This is a genomic window from Citrobacter amalonaticus (genome assembly GCF_018323885.1).
In the GTDB taxonomy this organism is placed as follows: domain Bacteria; phylum Pseudomonadota; class Gammaproteobacteria; order Enterobacterales; family Enterobacteriaceae; genus Citrobacter_A; species Citrobacter_A amalonaticus.
The window spans coordinates 2,750,207-2,767,234 of the sequence record NZ_AP024585.1 but is presented as its reverse complement, the minus strand read 5'-3'; the positions used below and the strand labels follow the sequence as shown (position 1 = coordinate 2,767,234).

The 17,028-nt window shown below is 51.8% G+C and carries 19 protein-coding genes; 15 read left to right on the top strand and 4 right to left on the bottom strand.

Features of this window, described 5'->3' with window-relative positions; translation table 11 throughout:
• Window positions 1-116: 116 nt before the first annotated feature.
• Window positions 117-452 (bottom strand): YecR family lipoprotein, encoded by a 336-nt coding sequence (gene yecR, locus KI228_RS13020; RefSeq protein WP_044257608.1) that lies wholly within the window; start codon window positions 450-452, stop codon window positions 117-119.
• Between the two features lie 259 nt (window positions 453-711).
• On the opposite strand from yecR, the gene KI228_RS13015 reads away from it, so the two are divergent.
• A complete protein-coding gene (locus KI228_RS13015; RefSeq protein ID WP_043000317.1) occupies window positions 712-1,350 on the top strand; it encodes an RpiB/LacA/LacB family sugar-phosphate isomerase in 639 nt (212 codons plus the stop codon).
• A 47-nt stretch (window positions 1,351-1,397) separates the two neighbouring features.
• Here the strand turns inward: KI228_RS13015 and KI228_RS13010 are convergent, their stop codons facing one another.
• Window positions 1,398-1,628: a hypothetical protein gene (locus KI228_RS13010; RefSeq protein ID WP_044257609.1), complete on the bottom strand. Its 231-nt coding sequence runs from the start codon at window positions 1,626-1,628 to the stop codon at window positions 1,398-1,400.
• A gap of 213 nt (window positions 1,629-1,841) precedes the next feature.
• Between KI228_RS13010 and azuC the strand changes: the two genes are divergently transcribed.
• Window positions 1,842-1,928, top strand: a complete 87-nt coding sequence (azuC, locus tag KI228_RS13005; protein ID WP_086513008.1) for a stress response protein AzuC — start codon at window positions 1,842-1,844, stop codon at window positions 1,926-1,928.
• A 120-nt stretch (window positions 1,929-2,048) separates the two neighbouring features.
• A complete protein-coding gene (locus tag KI228_RS13000; protein WP_043000319.1) occupies window positions 2,049-2,300 on the top strand; it encodes a DUF2766 family protein in 252 nt (83 codons plus the stop codon).
• A gap of 126 nt (window positions 2,301-2,426) precedes the next feature.
• On the opposite strand, the gene KI228_RS12995 is transcribed toward KI228_RS13000, so the two are convergent.
• Window positions 2,427-2,930 carry a non-heme ferritin-like protein gene (locus KI228_RS12995; RefSeq protein ID WP_043000320.1) on the bottom strand — a complete coding sequence of 168 codons (504 nt, stop codon included), beginning with the start codon at window positions 2,928-2,930 and terminating at the stop codon, window positions 2,427-2,429.
• Window positions 2,931-3,450: 520 nt separating this feature from the next.
• On the opposite strand from KI228_RS12995, the gene KI228_RS12990 reads away from it, so the two are divergent.
• From KI228_RS12990 to otsA, 6 genes are all read left to right on the top strand, one after another.
• Window positions 3,451-4,008 (top strand): DJ-1/PfpI family protein, encoded by a 558-nt coding sequence (locus KI228_RS12990; RefSeq protein WP_043000321.1) that lies wholly within the window; start codon window positions 3,451-3,453, stop codon window positions 4,006-4,008.
• Between the two features lie 318 nt (window positions 4,009-4,326).
• On the top strand, window positions 4,327-5,316 hold the full coding sequence (gene araF, locus KI228_RS12985) for an arabinose ABC transporter substrate-binding protein AraF (RefSeq protein ID WP_043000322.1): 990 nt from the start codon (window positions 4,327-4,329) through the stop codon (window positions 5,314-5,316).
• 85 nt (window positions 5,317-5,401) lie between these two features.
• On the top strand, window positions 5,402-6,916 hold the full coding sequence (gene araG, locus KI228_RS12980) for an arabinose ABC transporter ATP-binding protein AraG (RefSeq protein ID WP_044328750.1): 1,515 nt from the start codon (window positions 5,402-5,404) through the stop codon (window positions 6,914-6,916).
• A 14-nt stretch (window positions 6,917-6,930) separates the two neighbouring features.
• Window positions 6,931-7,923 carry an arabinose ABC transporter permease AraH gene (gene araH, locus KI228_RS12975; RefSeq protein ID WP_043000324.1) on the top strand — a complete coding sequence of 331 codons (993 nt, stop codon included), beginning with the start codon at window positions 6,931-6,933 and terminating at the stop codon, window positions 7,921-7,923.
• A gap of 165 nt (window positions 7,924-8,088) precedes the next feature.
• Window positions 8,089-8,889, top strand: coding sequence for a trehalose-phosphatase (otsB, locus tag KI228_RS12970; RefSeq protein ID WP_043000325.1), 801 nt, complete (start codon window positions 8,089-8,091; stop codon window positions 8,887-8,889).
• Window positions 8,864-10,285, top strand: coding sequence for an alpha,alpha-trehalose-phosphate synthase (otsA, locus tag KI228_RS12965; protein ID WP_044264801.1), 1,422 nt, complete (start codon window positions 8,864-8,866; stop codon window positions 10,283-10,285). The genes otsB and otsA overlap by 26 nt, the downstream gene beginning before the upstream one ends.
• Window positions 10,286-10,301: 16 nt before the next feature.
• Here otsA and uspC read toward each other — a convergent pair whose 3' ends face one another.
• Window positions 10,302-10,730: a universal stress protein UspC gene (gene uspC / locus KI228_RS12960; RefSeq protein ID WP_043000327.1), complete on the bottom strand. Its 429-nt coding sequence runs from the start codon at window positions 10,728-10,730 to the stop codon at window positions 10,302-10,304.
• A gap of 795 nt (window positions 10,731-11,525) precedes the next feature.
• On the opposite strand from uspC, the gene flhD reads away from it, so the two are divergent.
• The 6 genes from flhD to cheW all read left to right on the top strand — a co-directional run bounded on the left by flhD (window position 11,526) and on the right by cheW (window position 16,953).
• Window positions 11,526-11,876, top strand: a complete 351-nt coding sequence (flhD, locus tag KI228_RS12955; RefSeq protein ID WP_043000328.1) for a flagellar transcriptional regulator FlhD — start codon at window positions 11,526-11,528, stop codon at window positions 11,874-11,876.
• A 2-nt stretch (window positions 11,877-11,878) separates the two neighbouring features.
• Window positions 11,879-12,457, top strand: coding sequence for a flagellar transcriptional regulator FlhC (gene flhC, locus KI228_RS12950; RefSeq protein ID WP_042318680.1), 579 nt, complete (start codon window positions 11,879-11,881; stop codon window positions 12,455-12,457).
• Between the two features lie 125 nt (window positions 12,458-12,582).
• Window positions 12,583-13,476, top strand: a complete 894-nt coding sequence (gene motA / locus KI228_RS12945) for a flagellar motor stator protein MotA (RefSeq protein ID WP_043000329.1) — start codon at window positions 12,583-12,585, stop codon at window positions 13,474-13,476.
• Complete coding sequence (gene motB, locus KI228_RS12940) at window positions 13,473-14,402, top strand: flagellar motor protein MotB (RefSeq protein ID WP_212807460.1); 930 nt, start codon at window positions 13,473-13,475, stop codon at window positions 14,400-14,402. The genes motA and motB overlap by 4 nt, the downstream gene beginning before the upstream one ends.
• Window positions 14,403-14,406: 4 nt before the next feature.
• Entirely contained in the window at window positions 14,407-16,428 is a 2,022-nt protein-coding gene (gene cheA / locus KI228_RS12935; RefSeq protein WP_043000331.1) for a chemotaxis protein CheA, read from the top strand.
• 21 nt (window positions 16,429-16,449) lie between these two features.
• Complete coding sequence (cheW, locus tag KI228_RS12930) at window positions 16,450-16,953, top strand: chemotaxis protein CheW (RefSeq protein WP_043000332.1); 504 nt, start codon at window positions 16,450-16,452, stop codon at window positions 16,951-16,953.
• Window positions 16,954-17,028 lie beyond the last annotated feature (75 nt).

The following is a 17,028-nucleotide window of genomic DNA, read 5'->3' as shown; positions in this document are numbered from 1 at the left end:
TGCAAAAGGTAAAATAATAAATTTAATTATTAAAAATACGAATGGGAATAAAACGCATTTGCGCTATAAAATAATTAGCGCGGGATAAATCAGGCCAGTTAATACTGGCCCGTAAATTAATAATAATGAGGTGCTGCTTGCGAAATGGCGATGCCCTGACATTGCCAGGAGAGTGTAATTTTCGTGTTCATACACAGGGAGCCAGCATAAACACTGCAGGTGCTGACGGGTTGACCGAATGGCTGGGCGCTGGCATAGCCTAGTTGCTGACACGCGCGTGTGGCGGTGCCCTGGGCGATATAATCGTCGGTATAGGCGTTTTGCAGCATCGCCTGATCATAAGTCAATCGCACAACGCCGGTTGTCGCGCTGGCATCACTTACCTGCGCCTGTCTGTTGATCGCGCATCCCGTCAGGAGTATCAGTGAGAGGGCAATAAAAAGAGTCTTCATGGTATCGCTCTGAATGTTCGGTGATACGCTATCCTAATTCACACATCAGCGTTTCAATGGCCTGAATAACTTATAGATCAGCAACGACTAATTCACACGACGACGGTCATTTTGCGGTCACCTGAAGAAAATGTGAAGCTACCCCTCATTTTTAAAAGCATCTTTCATAAAATTTGAAAGTATGTTTGCTAAGTAGTACTGTGCGGTATCGTGATGACTCAAGGCGGGACTTCCCGCATCGCATTCAGGAGAAGACAGAATGAAAATTGCACTGATGATGGAAAACAGCCAGGCGGGTAAAAACGCCATCATTCACCGCGAGCTCAAAGCGGTGGCGGATGAAAAGGGTTTTCCGGTATTCAACGTCGGGATGAGCGACGAGAATGACCACCACCTGACCTATATCCACCTTGGCATCATGGCGAGCATTCTGCTGAATTCAAAAGCGGTTGATTTTGTGGTGACCGGCTGTGGTACAGGCCAGGGCGCGTTGATGTCACTGAATATTCATCCGGGCGTGGTGTGTGGCTACTGCATTGATCCGGCGGATGCCTTCCTGTTCGCGCAGATTAACAACGGTAATGCGCTGTCTCTGCCGTTTGCGAAAGGGTTTGGCTGGGGTGCTGAACTGAACGTGCGCTTTATCTTCGAGAAAGCCTTTACGGGGCGCAATGGCGAAGGTTACCCGCCAGAGCGTAAAGAACCGCAGGTGCGTAACGCCGGGATCCTTAACCAGGTCAAAGCGGCGGTCGTTAAAGACAACTATCTTGATACGCTGCGTGCAATCGATCCGGAACTGGTGAAGACGGCAGTTTCTGGGCAGCGTTTCCAGCAATGCTTCTTTGAAAATGGCCAGAGCAAAGAGATTGAAGCGTTCGTTCGCGAAATCCTCGGCTAATTTTTGCTGACAAGCCGGCGGGCGTAATGCGCATCCGGCTTTCCACTTTACTTCCTGGCAGACACCGCGCTGCCCGCCTCTTTCACCAGTCGTAACGTCTCCACCATGCCAGTCAGGCAGATAAGCGCGATGACCACAAAAACCAGACGAAAGCTGATGCCGCTAAACTGAATCCCGAGGTACAGCACCAGCAAAATAAGCCAGACAGGCGTGCTGAAGGTGATCTGGGTGGCAGAAGAGATTCTTCGTTTGCTTTCTGTGGTTCGAGCTTCTTGCATCGTGCACTTGCCATTCAAAAAAAACGATAAAAATTCACCAGAACTGATATTGCTGTAGGTAATTGATTTATCGGTGAAAGAGTCGCAAATGCAAAGAATATGTTAAGTATAAAACGTGATGAAAATCACGAAGTAGTTGATTTTTGTGATGACGGTCATACTATATGCGCATAGACGATAACACCTGCATAACAAAATAGTTGGAGTCATGGCATGAAACTGCGCAAAATCCTGAAAAGCATGTTTGAAAATTATTGCAAAACGTTTAAAGACGTACCGCCGGGCGATATGTTCCGCTGATAAAAAACCTGCTTCGGCAGGTTTTTTTATACCCGTCGTCCGCGGCGTCAGGTGTGGCTATCGTTTCGGCCTCTGAATCGGTACTATGACGGTCTTTCATCACTAACAGGAACGCCTGCTATGTCCCAACCGCTGAATGCCGATCAGGAACTGGTCTCTGACGTTGTCGCCTGCCAGCTCGTCATCAAACAAATTCTCGATGTTCTCGACGTGATTGCTCCCGTTGAAGTTCGCGAAAAAATGACCAGCCAGCTGAAAAACATTGATTTTTCAACGCATCCCGCAGCTGCCGATCCCGTCACGCGGCGCGCTATCCAGAAAGCGATCGCACTGATTGAACTGAAATTCACGCCGCAGGGCGAAGCGCACTAAAATAAGCCGTTGTTTTATATTATAGAAATACTTTTTGCAATGCCTCCCAAAGTGGAGGCATCAGGCTGAAAAGGCTTTGCGAATTGGCCTGCCGGGGAGTGAAATGCAGGCCAATAGCGTGGTCAATTAATGCTGTTGATAATTGACGACGTTGAGCACGTGCTGATCGGTCTGCTCCGGGCACAGTCCCGCGCGTTTGGCGCTACGCACTTCCTCAAGAATCGTTTGTAACAACAGCCCATCTTGCTGCTGTTCTTTTTCCAGAGCGTGGAGAAAATTCAGGGTAGGCGCATCGTTCAGGGCTTCCGCTTCGTTGGTGAGCTGCGAAAGCGTGCTGGCGCGCTGCTCATAATCTTCCATTGTTTTCTGAAACAGTTCTTCCAGCGAATGTAAGTCTTCGCCTGGTACATCAATGGCCTTAACGACCGGATTCGCCCCGGCATTTTTCATGAAGTTAAAGACGCGCATCATTTGGGTGACATTACTCTGGGCTTGAGTACGTAAGAAAGTCGCAGTACCCATCAGACGGTGTTCAGAACACCACTCACTCAGATGGAGGTAGAGATTGGAAGCATAAAACTCAAGATTCATTTGATTATTGAGTTTGTTTACCATTCCAACTGCAGCCATATCAATATCCTTATTTCCTGATAGAAGGGATGTGCAGCGCTAATCTGCACAACTTACTGTTAGCAGAATACGTCCATTCTGCCAGTCCATTATGTGATCGAAGAGTCAATTCCATCGCGAATCGAAAATAAGCATACCTGCATCAACGGAATAAGAAAATCCTTAAGTGGTATTGTTTATGATTTTTTACACATTACTGAAGTTAATACATCACCCTGTATTTGGTAAACATAATGTGAAATTATATATCTGATTGATTTTGTTGAAACTTGAATGGATTTATGATTTTGAAATGATGTTTTAAGTCACAAAAGTGGATAGTTTGGCGTGGTAATATCAGAATATTGATAATCTTTACCGTCCCTGCCGCGATAATAATCCTGTGAAACCGTTATGGCAGAAATAATGCCAGTTTGTCTCTTACTAAAAAATCAGGGCAGCGACATCTTGTTCAATTATAACCGAATGATTAATTCGTCATTTTCGGTGTTATCAGCCTGTAATAAATGAGGAAAGTTGAATGAAAAGAGTGGCCGTCTTGCTGGCATCGGGTTTCGAGGAAGCGGAAGCGATCGTTACTATTGATATCTTGCGTCGTCTGAATATTGACGTCGATACCCTGGCCTGCGCGGAATCTCGCGCCGTCGTGAGCTACCACAATGTCCCAATGGTCACCGATTACACGCTGGCGGGGCAGCAGGAGCGCCTGTATGACGCGGTGGTGCTGCCGGGCGGCCCACAAGGGAGCGTAAACCTGGCGGCGAATCCACAGGTTATTGAGTTTGTCTCGCGCCATGATGCCGCCGGAAAATTAATTTGTCCCATTTGTTCAGCGGCCGCTCGTGTATTAGGCGGCAACGGCTTACTGAAGGGGCGTCGTTATGTCTGCTCAGGCGATCTCTATAAAACGGTGACTGATGGCGTTTATGTTGATGCGCCGGTTGTGGAGGATGGGCATCTCCTGAGTGGTAAAGGATTAGGCCATATTTTTGATTTTGCCCTGACGCTGTCAGCCCGTTTGTTAGGCGATGACCAACCCGTTCGTGAACATGCTGAACATATCTATTATCCGTGGTAATTCGTTTGTACCCGAATACAGGGGTATTCGGGTACAAGGATTTGTGAGCTGACCTTATGGATTAATGTGCTACGTCACTTTTTATTTGTCTGACAATTACCCCATTTCTTATGTCATTTTCCGCTGAATTTATGTACGCAATTACTGTAATTCTGCGGTGTGATGCCGCTCTCCTATGGAGAATCAATTTCCCGCTACAACTATTCCAGCACTGGCACTTATCTTGAGTTCTTTTGGTAATGCCTTGTTTTTCGTCTGAATTACATAAAGTCGTTGAATATTACCCTACATAAAATGACGCTAAAGCTGGAGTTAACCATGCACAAATTCACTAAAGCGCTGGCAGCCATCGGTCTGGCTGCCGTTATGTCACAATCCGCTATGGCAGAATCGATGAAACTGGGTTTTCTGGTGAAACAACCGGAAGAACCCTGGTTCCAGACGGAGTGGAAATTTGCCGATAAAGCCGGGAAAGATTTGGGCTTTGAAGTGATTAAAATTGCGGTGCCGGACGGCGAGAAGACGCTGAATGCGATCGACAGCCTGGCGGCGAGCGGGGCGAAGGGGTTTGTTATTTGTACCCCGGATCCAAAACTGGGTTCCGCTATTGTCGCGAAGGCGCGCGGCTACGACATGAAAGTGATCGCCGTGGACGATCAGTTCGTCAATGCCAAAGGCAAACCGATGGATACCGTCCCGTTGGTGATGATGGCGGCAACCAAAATCGGCGAACGTCAGGGCCAGGAACTGTATAAAGAGATGCAGAAACGGGGTTGGGACGTCAAAGACACCGCGGTTATGGCGATTACGGCCAACGAACTGGATACCGCACGTCGTCGTACCGGCGGCTCGATGGAAGCGCTGAAAGCCGCCGGTTTCCCGGAAAAACAGATCTACCAGGTTCCTACCAAATCTAACGATATCCCCGGCGCATTTGATGCCGCCAACTCCATGCTGGTTCAGCACCCTGAAGTTAAACACTGGTTGATTGTCGGCATGAACGATAACACGGTACTCGGCGGCGTGCGCGCCACTGAAGGCCAGGGCTTTAAGGCGGCGGACGTGATCGGCATTGGTATCAATGGCGTTGACGCAGTGAGCGAACTGTCGAAAGGGCAGGCGACCGGCTTCTATGGCTCACTGCTGCCAAGCCCGGACGTTCACGGTTATAAATCCAGCGAAATGCTCTACAACTGGGTGACTAAAGGCGCAGAACCACCGGCATTCACCGAAGTGACTGACGTGGTGCTGATCACCCGTGACAACTTCAAAGAAGAGCTGGCGAAAAAAGGGTTAGGCGGTAAGTAAGACGACAGCAAATGAAAAGCCGGATGGCATCGCTCATGTCGCCATCCGGCAACCGGTTAGAACGATACTGACTCACGGAGACGTTATGCAACAGTCTACCCCGTATCTCTCATTTCGCGGCATTGGTAAAACCTTCCCCGGCGTTAAAGCGCTTACGGATATCAGTTTTGACTGTTACGCCGGTCAGGTGCATGCGCTGATGGGTGAAAATGGCGCCGGGAAATCAACGCTTTTAAAAATTCTCAGCGGTAACTATGCGCCAACCACGGGCTCTTTGGCGATTCGCGAGCAGGAAATGCGCTTCGCGGATACCACCGCCGCGCTGAATGCCGGCGTTGCCATTATTTACCAGGAATTACATCTCGTGCCGGAGATGACCGTTGCCGAGAATATCTATCTCGGGCAACTGCCACACAAAGGCGGCATTGTGAACCGCACTCTGCTTAATTATGAAGCGGGTTTACAACTTAAACATCTGGGGATGGATATCGATCCTGCGACCCCTCTGAAATATCTCTCCATCGGCCAGTGGCAGATGGTGGAAATTGCCAAAGCACTGGCGCGCAACGCCAAGATTATTGCCTTCGATGAACCGACCAGTTCGCTCTCTGCAAGGGAGATCGAAAACCTGTTCCGGGTGATACGCGAACTGCGTAAAGAAGGGCGCGTCATTCTGTATGTTTCGCACCGCATGGAAGAGATTTTCGCGCTCAGTGATGCGATTACCGTGTTTAAAGATGGCCGTTACGTGAAAACCTTTACCGACATGCAGCAGGTCAACCACGATGCGCTGGTGCAGGCGATGGTTGGGCGCGATCTGGGCGATATTTACGGCTGGCAGCCACGTCCCTATGGCGCAGAACGCCTGCGCTTGCATGCCGTAAAAGCGCAGGGCGTACGCACACCCATCAGCCTTACGGTACGCAGCGGCGAAATCGTTGGGCTGTTTGGGCTGGTAGGCGCGGGCCGCAGTGAGTTAATGAAAGGCTTATTTGGCGGCACCCGTATCAGCGAAGGGCAGGTGTACATCGACGAAAAACCGATTGATATCCGCAAGCCGGCGAATGCTATCGCGGCAGGCATGATGCTGTGCCCGGAAGACCGGAAAGCGGAGGGGATCATCCCGGTGCATTCGGTACGTGACAACATCAACATCAGCGCCCGGCGTAAGCATGTGCTGGGGGGATGTGTGATCAACAACGGATGGGAAGAAACCAATGCTGACCAACACATTCGCTCGCTGAATATCAAAACCCCCAGTGCCGAACAGTTAATTATGAATCTCTCCGGTGGTAACCAGCAAAAGGCGATTCTCGGTCGCTGGCTATCGGAAGAGATGAAAGTGATTTTGCTCGACGAACCGACACGCGGCATTGATGTTGGCGCGAAGCACGAAATTTATAACGTTATTTATGCCCTGGCCGCACGCGGCGTTGCCGTGCTGTTCGCCTCCAGTGACCTGCCGGAAGTCCTCGGCGTGGCTGACCGCATTGTGGTGATGCGGGAAGGAGAGATCGCCGGGGAATTACTTCACGAACAGGCGGATGAGCGCCAGGCGCTAAGCCTTGCGATGCCTAAAGTTAGCCAGGCTGTCGCCTGAGAAAGGAGAGAATGATGTCTTCCGTAACAACTTCCGGATCGGGCGCACCAAAGTCGCCATCACCCTTTAGCCTGGGACGTATCTGGGACCAGTATGGCATGCTGGTGGTCTTCGCCGTCCTGTTCCTCGCCTGCGCTATTTTTGTGCCGAACTTCGCAACATTCATCAACATGAAAGGGCTGGGGCTGGCGATCTCCATGTCGGGCATGGTGGCCTGCGGCATGTTGTTCTGCCTGGCATCAGGAGATTTTGACCTGTCCGTGGCGTCGGTGATTGCCTGTGCCGGGGTGACCACGGCGGTGGTCATCAACATGACCGAAAGCCTGTGGATTGGCGTGGGGGCGGGTCTGTTGCTGGGGGTGCTGTGCGGGCTGGTTAACGGCTTCGTGATTGCACAACTCAAGATCAACGCGCTGATCACCACGCTGGCAACGATGCAAATCGTCCGTGGTCTGGCATACATCATTTCCGACGGTAAAGCGGTGGGGATTGAAGACGAGCGCTTCTTTACCCTCGGCTACGCCAACTGGTTCGGCTTACCGGCGCCGATCTGGCTCACGGTAGGCTGCCTGATTATCTTTGGCTTGTTGTTGAACAAAACCACCTTCGGGCGCAACACGCTGGCGATTGGGGGCAACGAAGAGGCGGCGCGTCTGGCCGGGGTGCCGGTGGTGCGTACCAAAATCATTATTTTCGTGCTCTCCGGTCTGGTCTCTGCGGCGGCCGGGATTATCCTCGCCTCGCGTATGACAAGTGGACAGCCGATGACCTCCATTGGCTATGAACTGATCGTCATCTCCGCCTGCGTGTTAGGCGGCGTTTCCCTGAAGGGCGGCATCGGAAAAATCTCATATGTGGTGGCGGGTGTCCTGATCCTGGGGACCGTGGAGAATGCGATGAACCTGCTGAACATTTCGCCCTTCGCCCAGTACGTCGTACGCGGCTTGATCCTGCTGGCAGCAGTGATCTTCGACCGTTACAAACAAAAAGCCAAGCGTACGGTCTGATAAAAAAGTTTAACTTTTTAGTCTAGTTCCTCTCCTTTGCCAGCCGCTACACCCGGCTGGCAATTGTCTTTGCAAATGGCGAGCATCGTCACACTGTCTATACTTACGGTTGCTTATGAGGCGCGATTCGCGCGGCTCAGATATAACAATAAGGAGGAGTACCGGGTGGCAGAACCGTTAACCGTAACCCCTGAACAGTCCGTGCACTATGCTTATTTTTTTGATCTCGATGGAACCCTTGCGGAGTTAAAGCCGCATCCAGACCAGGTGGTGATTCCTCCCACGATCCTTCAGATGCTCCACCACCTTGCAGAACGCAACGCAGGGGCTTTGGCATTGATTTCAGGGCGCTCAATGGTTGAACTTGACGCGTTGGCTCACCCCTGGCGCTTTCCGCTGGCAGGGGTGCATGGGGCTGAACGCCGTGACATCAATGGGAAAATGCATATTGTGCATCTCCCTTCGGCAATAGAACGCGATATTAGCGTGCAGTTACATACGGCGCTGGCGAAACTGCCGGGGACGGAGATGGAAACCAAAGGGATGGCGTTTGCGCTGCACTATCGACAGGCGCCAGAACATGAAGCTGCGCTGCAGGCGCTGGCGCTGCGTATTACGCAAACCTGGCCGCAGCTTGCGCTCCAGCAAGGGAAGTGCGTTGTCGAAATTAAGCCGAAAGGCACCAATAAAGGTGAAGCGATAGCCGCGTTTATGCGTGAAGCGCCGTTTGCCGGGCGGGTCCCTGTTTTTCTGGGTGACGATCTGACCGATGAGACCGGGTTTCGCGTGGTGAACGAGGCGGGTGGTATTTCAGTGAAGGTGGGAGAGGGGGAGACGCAGGCGCAATGGCGATTAGCCGGGGTGCCAGACGTCTGGCGCTGGCTGGAGTCTGTTTACACTGCACAACAAGAAACAACCATGAATGACAGGAGAGATGGCCATGAGTCGTTTAGTCGTAGTATCTAATCGAATTGCGCCCCCCGATAACAAAACCAGTGCAGGCGGCCTGGCCGTTGGTGTGCTGGGCGCGCTGAAAGCGGCGGGGGGACTGTGGTTCGGTTGGAGTGGCGAGCTGGGTAACGAGGATCAGCCATTAAAAAAGGTCACCCGGGGCAATATCACCTGGGCGTCGTTTAACCTGAGCGAAAAAGACCACGAGGAGTATTACAACCAGTTCTCTAATGCCGTGTTGTGGCCCGCCTTTCACTACCGTTTAGATCTGGTGAATTTTCAGCGCACCGCCTGGGAAGGCTATCTGCGGGTGAACGCGCTGCTGGCAGATAAGCTGCTGCCGTTACTGAAAAAAGATGACATCCTCTGGATTCATGATTATCACCTTTTGCCGTTCGCCAGCGAACTGCGTAAACGTGGCGTGAATAATCGTATTGGTTTCTTCTTACACATTCCTTTCCCAACGCCGGAAATCTTTAACGCGTTGCCGTCATCGGAAGAGTTGCTTGAGCAGTTATGCGATTTTGACCTGCTGGGATTCCAGACGGAAAACGACAGGCTGGCCTTCCTTGACTGTCTCTCCAGCCTGACGAGAGTCACGACTCACGATACGCACAGCCACACGGCCTGGGGAAAATCGTTCAGCACCGAGGTGTATCCCATCGGAATCGAGCCGCAGGAGATTGCCCAGCAGGCTTCTGGTCCACTGCCGCCAAAACTGGCGCAGCTGAAAGCGGAGTTGAAGAATCTAAAGAATATCTTTTCCGTTGAGCGACTGGATTACTCAAAAGGGTTGCCAGAGCGTTTTCAGGCCTACGAGGCGTTGCTGGAGAAATACCCTCAGCATCACGGAAAAATCCGTTATACGCAGATTGCGCCCACTTCACGTGGCGATGTGCAGGCGTATCAGGATATCCGTCACCAGCTTGAGACAGAAGCCGGGCGCATTAACGGTAAATACGGGCAACTAGGCTGGACGCCACTGTTCTATCTCAACCAACATTTCGACCGCAAATTACTGATGAAAGTGTTTCGCTATTCAGATGTAGGGCTGGTCACGCCGCTGCGAGATGGTATGAATCTGGTGGCGAAGGAATTCGTTGCTGCCCAGGATCCCGCCAATCCAGGCGTTCTGGTGTTGTCTCAGTTCGCCGGTGCGGCAAATGAGCTGACCTCAGCGCTGATCGTTAATCCTTACGATCGCGATGAAGTCGCGGCGGCGCTGGATCGTGCACTCACAATGCCGCTTTCCGAGCGTATTTCGCGGCATGCTGAGATGCTGGAAGTGATTGTCAAAAACGACATCAACCACTGGCAGGAGCAGTTTATCTGCGATCTAAAGACGATCACCCCGCGCAGCGCTGAAACTCTTCAGCAACGGAAAGTCGCGACGTTTCCAAAGCTTGCCTGAGCGAGGTTTTTGGGGATCAATCTCCTTCAAGCGGGACCAGCAGGACATCCACCAGGCTTGAACTCACCACACTTTTCGCCGAGCAGGAGGCTCGCGAAAAGAAGCTATGGTTGTGGTTGCCACAGATGACCAGATCCACGTCGTGTTTGCGGCACACGTCCAGAATATGCTCGCTTAACTCGCCGTAGGTAATGAACGTCTGCGCGATCGGATAGCCCGCCTCTTTCCCCAGTTTTTCAAGAAAATCAGTGGTCTCCTCATGCATTACCGCGCGTAAATCCTCCAGCATGGGGGCGGCAAATTGATTGTATAACTCGGGGTCGGAGGCGAGGGTGATGAGGCTGATTCGTGCGTTGACGGGACGGGCAATGGAGACGGCTTTCGCCAGGAGTTGTTGGCTTTCCGGGGTGACTGCCACGGCGACAAGAATGTGGGTGTAGCTCATAACTCGCTCCTTATTGCAAGAATATGAGGTGGTTCTTCAGCATTACTCCGATTTGCTTACAACTGCAATGCCTCTATATGACAATAATGTGAACGCTATCATAATTATTCATTAATATTCCTTATAGGTGTAACTCAGGAATAACTAAAAAAGTTAACCAAATCGATTGACTTAAATTAAATCAGCGAGTCAATCAAAATTTGGTTTAACAAATTCATGTTCGTGATTAATCGCAATCTAATCATAAACTCTGCGTATTCATAAAAAATAAGTAACACATAACATGTTGTTTCACAAGCATAAAAATAATTTTGCTTGCGCAGGCGGATAAATGCATTTCAATTATTTTACTTACGTGATATTAACGCTGGTTGCGTAAAATCTTTCGCTGCCCCTGACGCTTGATTTAATACCCGTGAGAATAAAATGGCGTTTTGCTGATTAATTTCCCAGCAAAATAAAAGCCCAACTGATGGATTTATGTTAACGATTAAGTTAATTTATGTGAAGTGCATCACATATTTTCCAAATTCGCAGCGTGGATTTGTTGTATGTCTCGGGTGTGACGAGTACAGTTGCGTCGAATTAGGAAAAATCTTAGGCATTTGTAAGAATTCATGTGCTCGCGTTACAACCAGGCAAGATGCCAGCGTGACGCGCGCATTGATGTTTTAAGCGCCTGAGTCGAAGGTATGTGTTTGACCTATTTGATTTTTTTACCGGGAATTCCCGGCGACATCACGGGGTGCGGTTTTTCCGCATAAAAATAAAAGTTGGTTATTCTGGATGGGAATAATGCATACATCCGAGTTGCTGAAACACATTTATGACATCAATTTGTCATATTTACTCCTTGCACAGCGTCTAATCGTTCAGGACAAAGCGTCCGCCATGTTTCGTCTCGGAATCAATGAGGAAATGGCGACCTCTCTGGGGGCGCTGACCCTTCCGCAAATGGTAAAACTGGCAGAAACGAATCAGCTTGTGTGTCATTTCCGTTTCGACAGTCATCAAACCATTACGCGTCTGACTCAGGATTCCAGAGTAGACGATCTCCAGCAAATTCACACCGGTATCATGCTGTCCACGCGTCTGTTAAGTGATGTCAATCAGGCTGATGAAACCGCGCGTAAGAAAAGGGCCTGATGATGAGTGAAAAAAGCATTGTTCAGGAAGCTCGTGATATCCAGTTAGCGATGGAATTGATCACACTGGGTGCCCGTTTGCAAATGCTGGAAAGCGAAACGCAGTTAAGCCGCGGTCGCCTCATCAAGCTGTACAAAGAACTTCGCGGCAGTCCCCCGCCAAAAGGCATGCTGCCGTTTTCCACTGACTGGTTTATGACCTGGGAGCAAAATATACATGCTTCCATGTTCTGTAATGCCTGGCAGTTCTTACTTAAAACGGGCCTGTGTAGCGGTGTTGATGCCGTCATTAAGGCGTATCGACTGTACCTGGAACAGTGTCCGCAGGGTGAAGATGGGCCGCTGTTGGCGTTGACTCGCGCGTGGACGCTGGTGCGTTTTGTCGAAAGCGGCTTGCTTCAGTTATCAAGCTGTAACTGCTGTGGTGGTAATTTCATTACCCACGCTCACCAACCTGCGGGCAGTTTTGCCTGCAGTTTATGCCAGCCGCCTTCCCGTGCGGTAAAAAGACGTAAACTTTCCCAGGATGCTGCCGATATTATTCCACAACTGCTGGATGAACAGATCGAACAGGCTGTTTAACCGATACGGTGTGGACGAAACACTCCAGCAGCGGTAAGTCATTACCGCTGCTTTTTTTTGCCTCGCCAACGCGTTAACGCCCCGACTGCGCATCCTGTCATAGTCAACAGCAGAAGGATGATGTCGTGCTTATCTTATTAGGTTACCTGGTGGTTATTGGTACAGTTTTCGGCGGTTACATGATGACTGGTGGAAACCTGGGGGCACTCTATCAACCGGCTGAATTTGTCATCATCGGTGGCGCGGGAATAGGGGCATTTATCGTGGGTAACAACGGTAAAGCCATCAAGGGGACACTGAAAGCGCTGCCGTTACTGTTTCGTCGTTCGAAATACACCAAAGCGATGTATATGGATCTGCTGGCACTGCTCTATCGCCTGATGGCTAAGTCTCGCCAGCAGGGGATGTTCTCGCTTGAACGAGACATTGAGAACCCGAAAGAGAGCGAAATTTTTGCCAGCTATCCCCGTATTCTGGCCGACTCGGTGATGCTGGAATTCATCGTCGATTACCTGCGCCTGATCATCAGCGGCAACATGAATACCTTCGAGATCGAAGCGCTGATGGACGAAGAGATTGAAACGCACGAAAGTGAATCTGAAGTCCCGGCCAATAGCCTGGCACTGATGGGGGATTCACTGCCGGCGTTTGGTATCGTTGCGGCGGTGATGGGGGTTGTACACGCCCTCGCGTCAGCGGATCGACCGGCTGCAGAACTGGGCTCACTGATTGCCCATGCGATGGTCGGTACATTCCTCGGTATTCTGCTGGCCTACGGTTTTATTTCACCGCTTGCCAGCGTCCTGCGTCAGAAGAGCGCGGAAACGAGCAAGATGATGCAGTGTGTGAAAATCACGTTGCTGTCAAATCTGAACGGTTACGCCCCGCCGATCGCCGTCGAGTTTGGACGTAAAACGTTGTATTCCAGCGAGCGCCCGTCATTCATTGAACTGGAAGAACATGTTCGCGCCGTGAAAAACCCGAACCAACAGCAGCAGACGACGACTGAGGGCGCATGAAGAATCGGTCTCATCCTATCGTCGTGGTTAAACGGCGCAAACATAAGGGGCATGGCGGCGGCGCACACGGATCGTGGAAGATTGGTTACGCTGACTTTATGACCGCCATGATGGCCTTTTTTCTGGTGATGTGGCTCATTTCCATCTCCAGCCCTAAAGAACTGATTCAGATTGCCGAATACTTCCGTACCCCGCTGGCGACGGCGGTGACGGGAGGGAATCGCATTTCCAATAGCCAGAGCGCGATTCCTGGCGGTGGCGATGACTTTACCCAGCAACAGGGTGAAGTGAATAAGCAGCCGAACCTCGATGAACTGAAAAAACGTATGGAACAAAATCGCCTGAGCAAACTGCGTGGCGACCTCGATCAGCTTATCGAATCGGATCCCAAACTGCGGGCGCTGCGTCCGCATCTGAAGATTGACCTGGTGCAGGAAGGGCTGCGTATTCAGATTATCGACAGCCAGAATCGCCCGATGTTTAAAACCGGTAGCGCCGAGGTTGAGCCTTATATGCGTGACATCCTGCGGGCAATCGCCCCGGTGCTGAACGGTATTCCCAACCGTATCAGCCTGTCCGGGCATACGGATGATTTCCCTTACGCGAACGGTGAAAAAGGCTATAGCAACTGGGAGCTCTCTGCCGATCGCGCCAATGCTTCGCGGCGTGAACTGGTACAGGGCGGTCTGGATGACGGAAAAGTATTACGGGTGGTCGGCATGGCCGCCACGATGCGTATGAGCGATCGCGGTCCGGATGACGCCATCAACCGCCGAATCAGTCTGTTGGTGCTGAACAAACAGTCCGAACAGGCCATTTTGCATGAAAACGCTGAAAGCCAGAACGAGCCGGTAAGTGTATTACAACAGCCTGAGGCCAGTCCGCAGGTAAGCGTTCCCACATCGCCACCAGCCAATCCGAGGTGATAGCGTGAGCATGGATATAAGCGATTTTTATCAGACTTTTTTTGATGAAGCTGACGAGTTGTTGGCTGACATGGAGCAACATCTGCTCGATCTGGCGCCCGAAGCGCCGGATGCCGAGCAACTGAATGCCATATTTCGTGCAGCGCACTCCATCAAAGGGGGCGCCGGCACGTTCGGCTTTACCGTTTTGCAGGAAACCACGCATCTGATGGAGAACCTGCTGGATGATGCGCGTCGCGGTGAGATGCAGCTCAATACCGCCATTATCAACCTGTTTTTGGAAACGAAAGATATTATGCAGGAACAGCTCGATGCCTATAAAAGTTCGCAGGAGCCGGATGCCGCCAGTTTCGAATACATCTGCACGGCATTACGCCAGTTAGCGCTGGAAGCAAAAGGTGAAACCGCGCCAGCGGTGGTGGCGAATGCCCGACTGAGCGTGGTCGACAACACGACACCTGACGACGTGGTCGTGGCAGAAGAAGCGAAATTACGCATCTTTCTCTCGCGCCTGAAGGCCAGTGAAGTGGCCCTGCTGGAAGAAGAGCTGGGCAATCTGTCCACCCTGTCTGATGTCGTCAAGGGCGAAGACAGCCTGGCGGCCACGCTTGATGGCGACATTGCAGAGGATGACGTCATTGCCGTGCTGTGCTTTGTGATTGAAGCCGACCAGATTGCCTTTGAGAAAGTGGTGACAGCGACGGCACCCGCGGTCCAGCCGGAAGTGGCTGAAGTGGTTGCGGTCGAACAGCCTGTCGTCGCCGTCCCAGCGGTGAAAGCGGTTGGCAGAGAAGCGCAAACCGGACGCGTAGAGCGGGAAAAACCGGCACGCGCCAGTGAATCCACCAGCATTCGCGTGGCGGTGGAGAAGGTTGATCAGCTGATCAACCTGGTCGGTGAGCTGGTGATTACCCAGTCAATGCTGGCCCAGCGTTCGAACGAACTCGACCCGGTCAATCATGGCGATCTCATCACCAGCATGGGGCAGTTACAACGTAACGCCCGCGATCTGCAGGAATCGGTGATGTCGATTCGTATGATGCCCATGGAATACGTATTCAGCCGCTTCCCGCGTCTGGTGCGCGACCTGGCGGGCAAGCTTGGTAAACAGGTTGAACTGACGCTGGTCGGCAGCTCGACGGAACTCGACAAGAGCCTGATTGAACGCATTATCGACCCGCTAACGCACCTGGTGCGTAACAGCCTCGACCACGGAATCGAACTGCCGGAAAAACGCATGGAATCCGGTAAGAATGTGGTGGGCAATCTGATTTTGTCGGCGGAACATCAGGGCGGCAACATCTGCATCGAAGTGACCGATGACGGGGCTGGACTGAACCGCGAGCGCATTCTGGCGAAGGCGATCTCCCAGGGGATGGCGGTCAATGAAAACATGACCGATGACGAAGTGGGGATGCTGATTTTTGCCCCAGGCTTCTCGACGGCCGAGCAGGTGACCGACGTTTCCGGACGCGGCGTGGGTATGGATGTGGTGAAACGGAATATCCAGGAGATGGGCGGCCACGTTGAAATCCAGTCGAAGCAAGGGACCGGCACCACCATTCGTATTTTGCTGCCGCTGACGCTGGCGATCCTCGACGGCATGTCCGTGCGCGTCGCCGACGAAGTCTTCATTCTGCCGCTGAATGCGGTGATGGAATCCCTGCAACCACGTGACGATGATCTGCATCCGCTGGCCGGGGGCGAGCGTGTGCTGGAAGTACGCGGCGAATATCTGCCGCTGGTTGAGTTGTGGAAAGTCTTTGAAGTGGAAGGGGCGAAAACCGAAGCCACCCAGGGCATCGTGGTGATCCTGCAAAGCGGCGGTCGCCGTTACGCGCTGTTGGTCGATCAGTTGATCGGTCAGCACCAGGTGGTGGTTAAAAACCTGGAGAGTAATTATCGCAAAGTGCCGGGTATTTCAGCCGCCACTATTCTTGGCGATGGCAGCGTCGCGCTGATTGTGGATGTCTCCGCCCTGCAGGGTTTAAATCGCGAACAACGTATGGCGATCACCGCCGCCTGATTGAGTAAGAAAGGGTAAAATATGACCGGTATGACTAATGTAAGCAAACTGGCCGGCGAGCCGTCAGGTCAGGAATTCCTGGTGTTTACGCTGGGAGATGAAGAGTACGGTATCGACATCCTGAAAGTACAAGAGATCCGTGGTTACGATCAGGTCACGCGCATTGCCAACACGCCTGCCTTCATCAAAGGGGTGACCAACCTGCGCGGCGTGATTGTGCCGATTGTCGATCTGCGCGTGAAGTTCTGCCAGGGTGATGTTGATTACAACGATAACACCGTGGTGATTGTGCTGAATCTGGGACAGCGCGTGGTGGGGATCGTTGTCGATGGCGTGTCTGATGTGCTGTCGCTGACCGCAGAGCAAATCCGTCCTGCACCGGAATTTGCCGTAACGCTGTCAACGGAATACCTGACCGGACTCGGTGCGCTAGGCGACCGGATGTTGATTCTGGTGAACATTGAGAAACTGCTGAACAGTGACGAAATGGCGCTGTTAGATATGGCCGCCTCTCACGTCGCCTAATCGCATGATCAGATGACGGCGTAAACGCCTTATCCGGCCTACCACCTCAACGTAGGCCGGATAAGCGAAGCGCTA

Bases quoted from the DNA above. Each gene is read 5' to 3' on its own strand.
- yecR (WP_044257608.1), bottom strand. From the start codon at position 452: ATGAAGACTCTTTTTATTGCCCTCTCACTGATACTCCTGACGGGATGC.
- KI228_RS13015 (WP_043000317.1), top strand. From the start codon at position 712: ATGAAAATTGCACTGATGATGGAAAACAGCCAGGCGGGTAAAAACGCC.
- KI228_RS13010 (WP_044257609.1), bottom strand. From the start codon at position 1,628: ATGCAAGAAGCTCGAACCACAGAAAGCAAACGAAGAATCTCTTCTGCC.
- azuC (WP_086513008.1), top strand. From the start codon at position 1,842: ATGAAACTGCGCAAAATCCTGAAAAGCATGTTTGAAAATTATTGCAAA.
- KI228_RS13000 (WP_043000319.1), top strand. From the start codon at position 2,049: ATGTCCCAACCGCTGAATGCCGATCAGGAACTGGTCTCTGACGTTGTC.
- KI228_RS12995 (WP_043000320.1), bottom strand. From the start codon at position 2,930: ATGGCTGCAGTTGGAATGGTAAACAAACTCAATAATCAAATGAATCTT.
- KI228_RS12990 (WP_043000321.1), top strand. From the start codon at position 3,451: ATGAAAAGAGTGGCCGTCTTGCTGGCATCGGGTTTCGAGGAAGCGGAA.
- araF (WP_043000322.1), top strand. From the start codon at position 4,327: ATGCACAAATTCACTAAAGCGCTGGCAGCCATCGGTCTGGCTGCCGTT.
- araG (WP_044328750.1), top strand. From the start codon at position 5,402: ATGCAACAGTCTACCCCGTATCTCTCATTTCGCGGCATTGGTAAAACC.
- araH (WP_043000324.1), top strand. From the start codon at position 6,931: ATGTCTTCCGTAACAACTTCCGGATCGGGCGCACCAAAGTCGCCATCA.
- otsA (WP_044264801.1), top strand. From the start codon at position 8,864: ATGAGTCGTTTAGTCGTAGTATCTAATCGAATTGCGCCCCCCGATAAC.
- uspC (WP_043000327.1), bottom strand. From the start codon at position 10,730: ATGAGCTACACCCACATTCTTGTCGCCGTGGCAGTCACCCCGGAAAGC.
- flhD (WP_043000328.1), top strand. From the start codon at position 11,526: ATGCATACATCCGAGTTGCTGAAACACATTTATGACATCAATTTGTCA.
- flhC (WP_042318680.1), top strand. From the start codon at position 11,879: ATGAGTGAAAAAAGCATTGTTCAGGAAGCTCGTGATATCCAGTTAGCG.
- motB (WP_212807460.1), top strand. From the start codon at position 13,473: ATGAAGAATCGGTCTCATCCTATCGTCGTGGTTAAACGGCGCAAACAT.
- cheW (WP_043000332.1), top strand. From the start codon at position 16,450: ATGACCGGTATGACTAATGTAAGCAAACTGGCCGGCGAGCCGTCAGGT.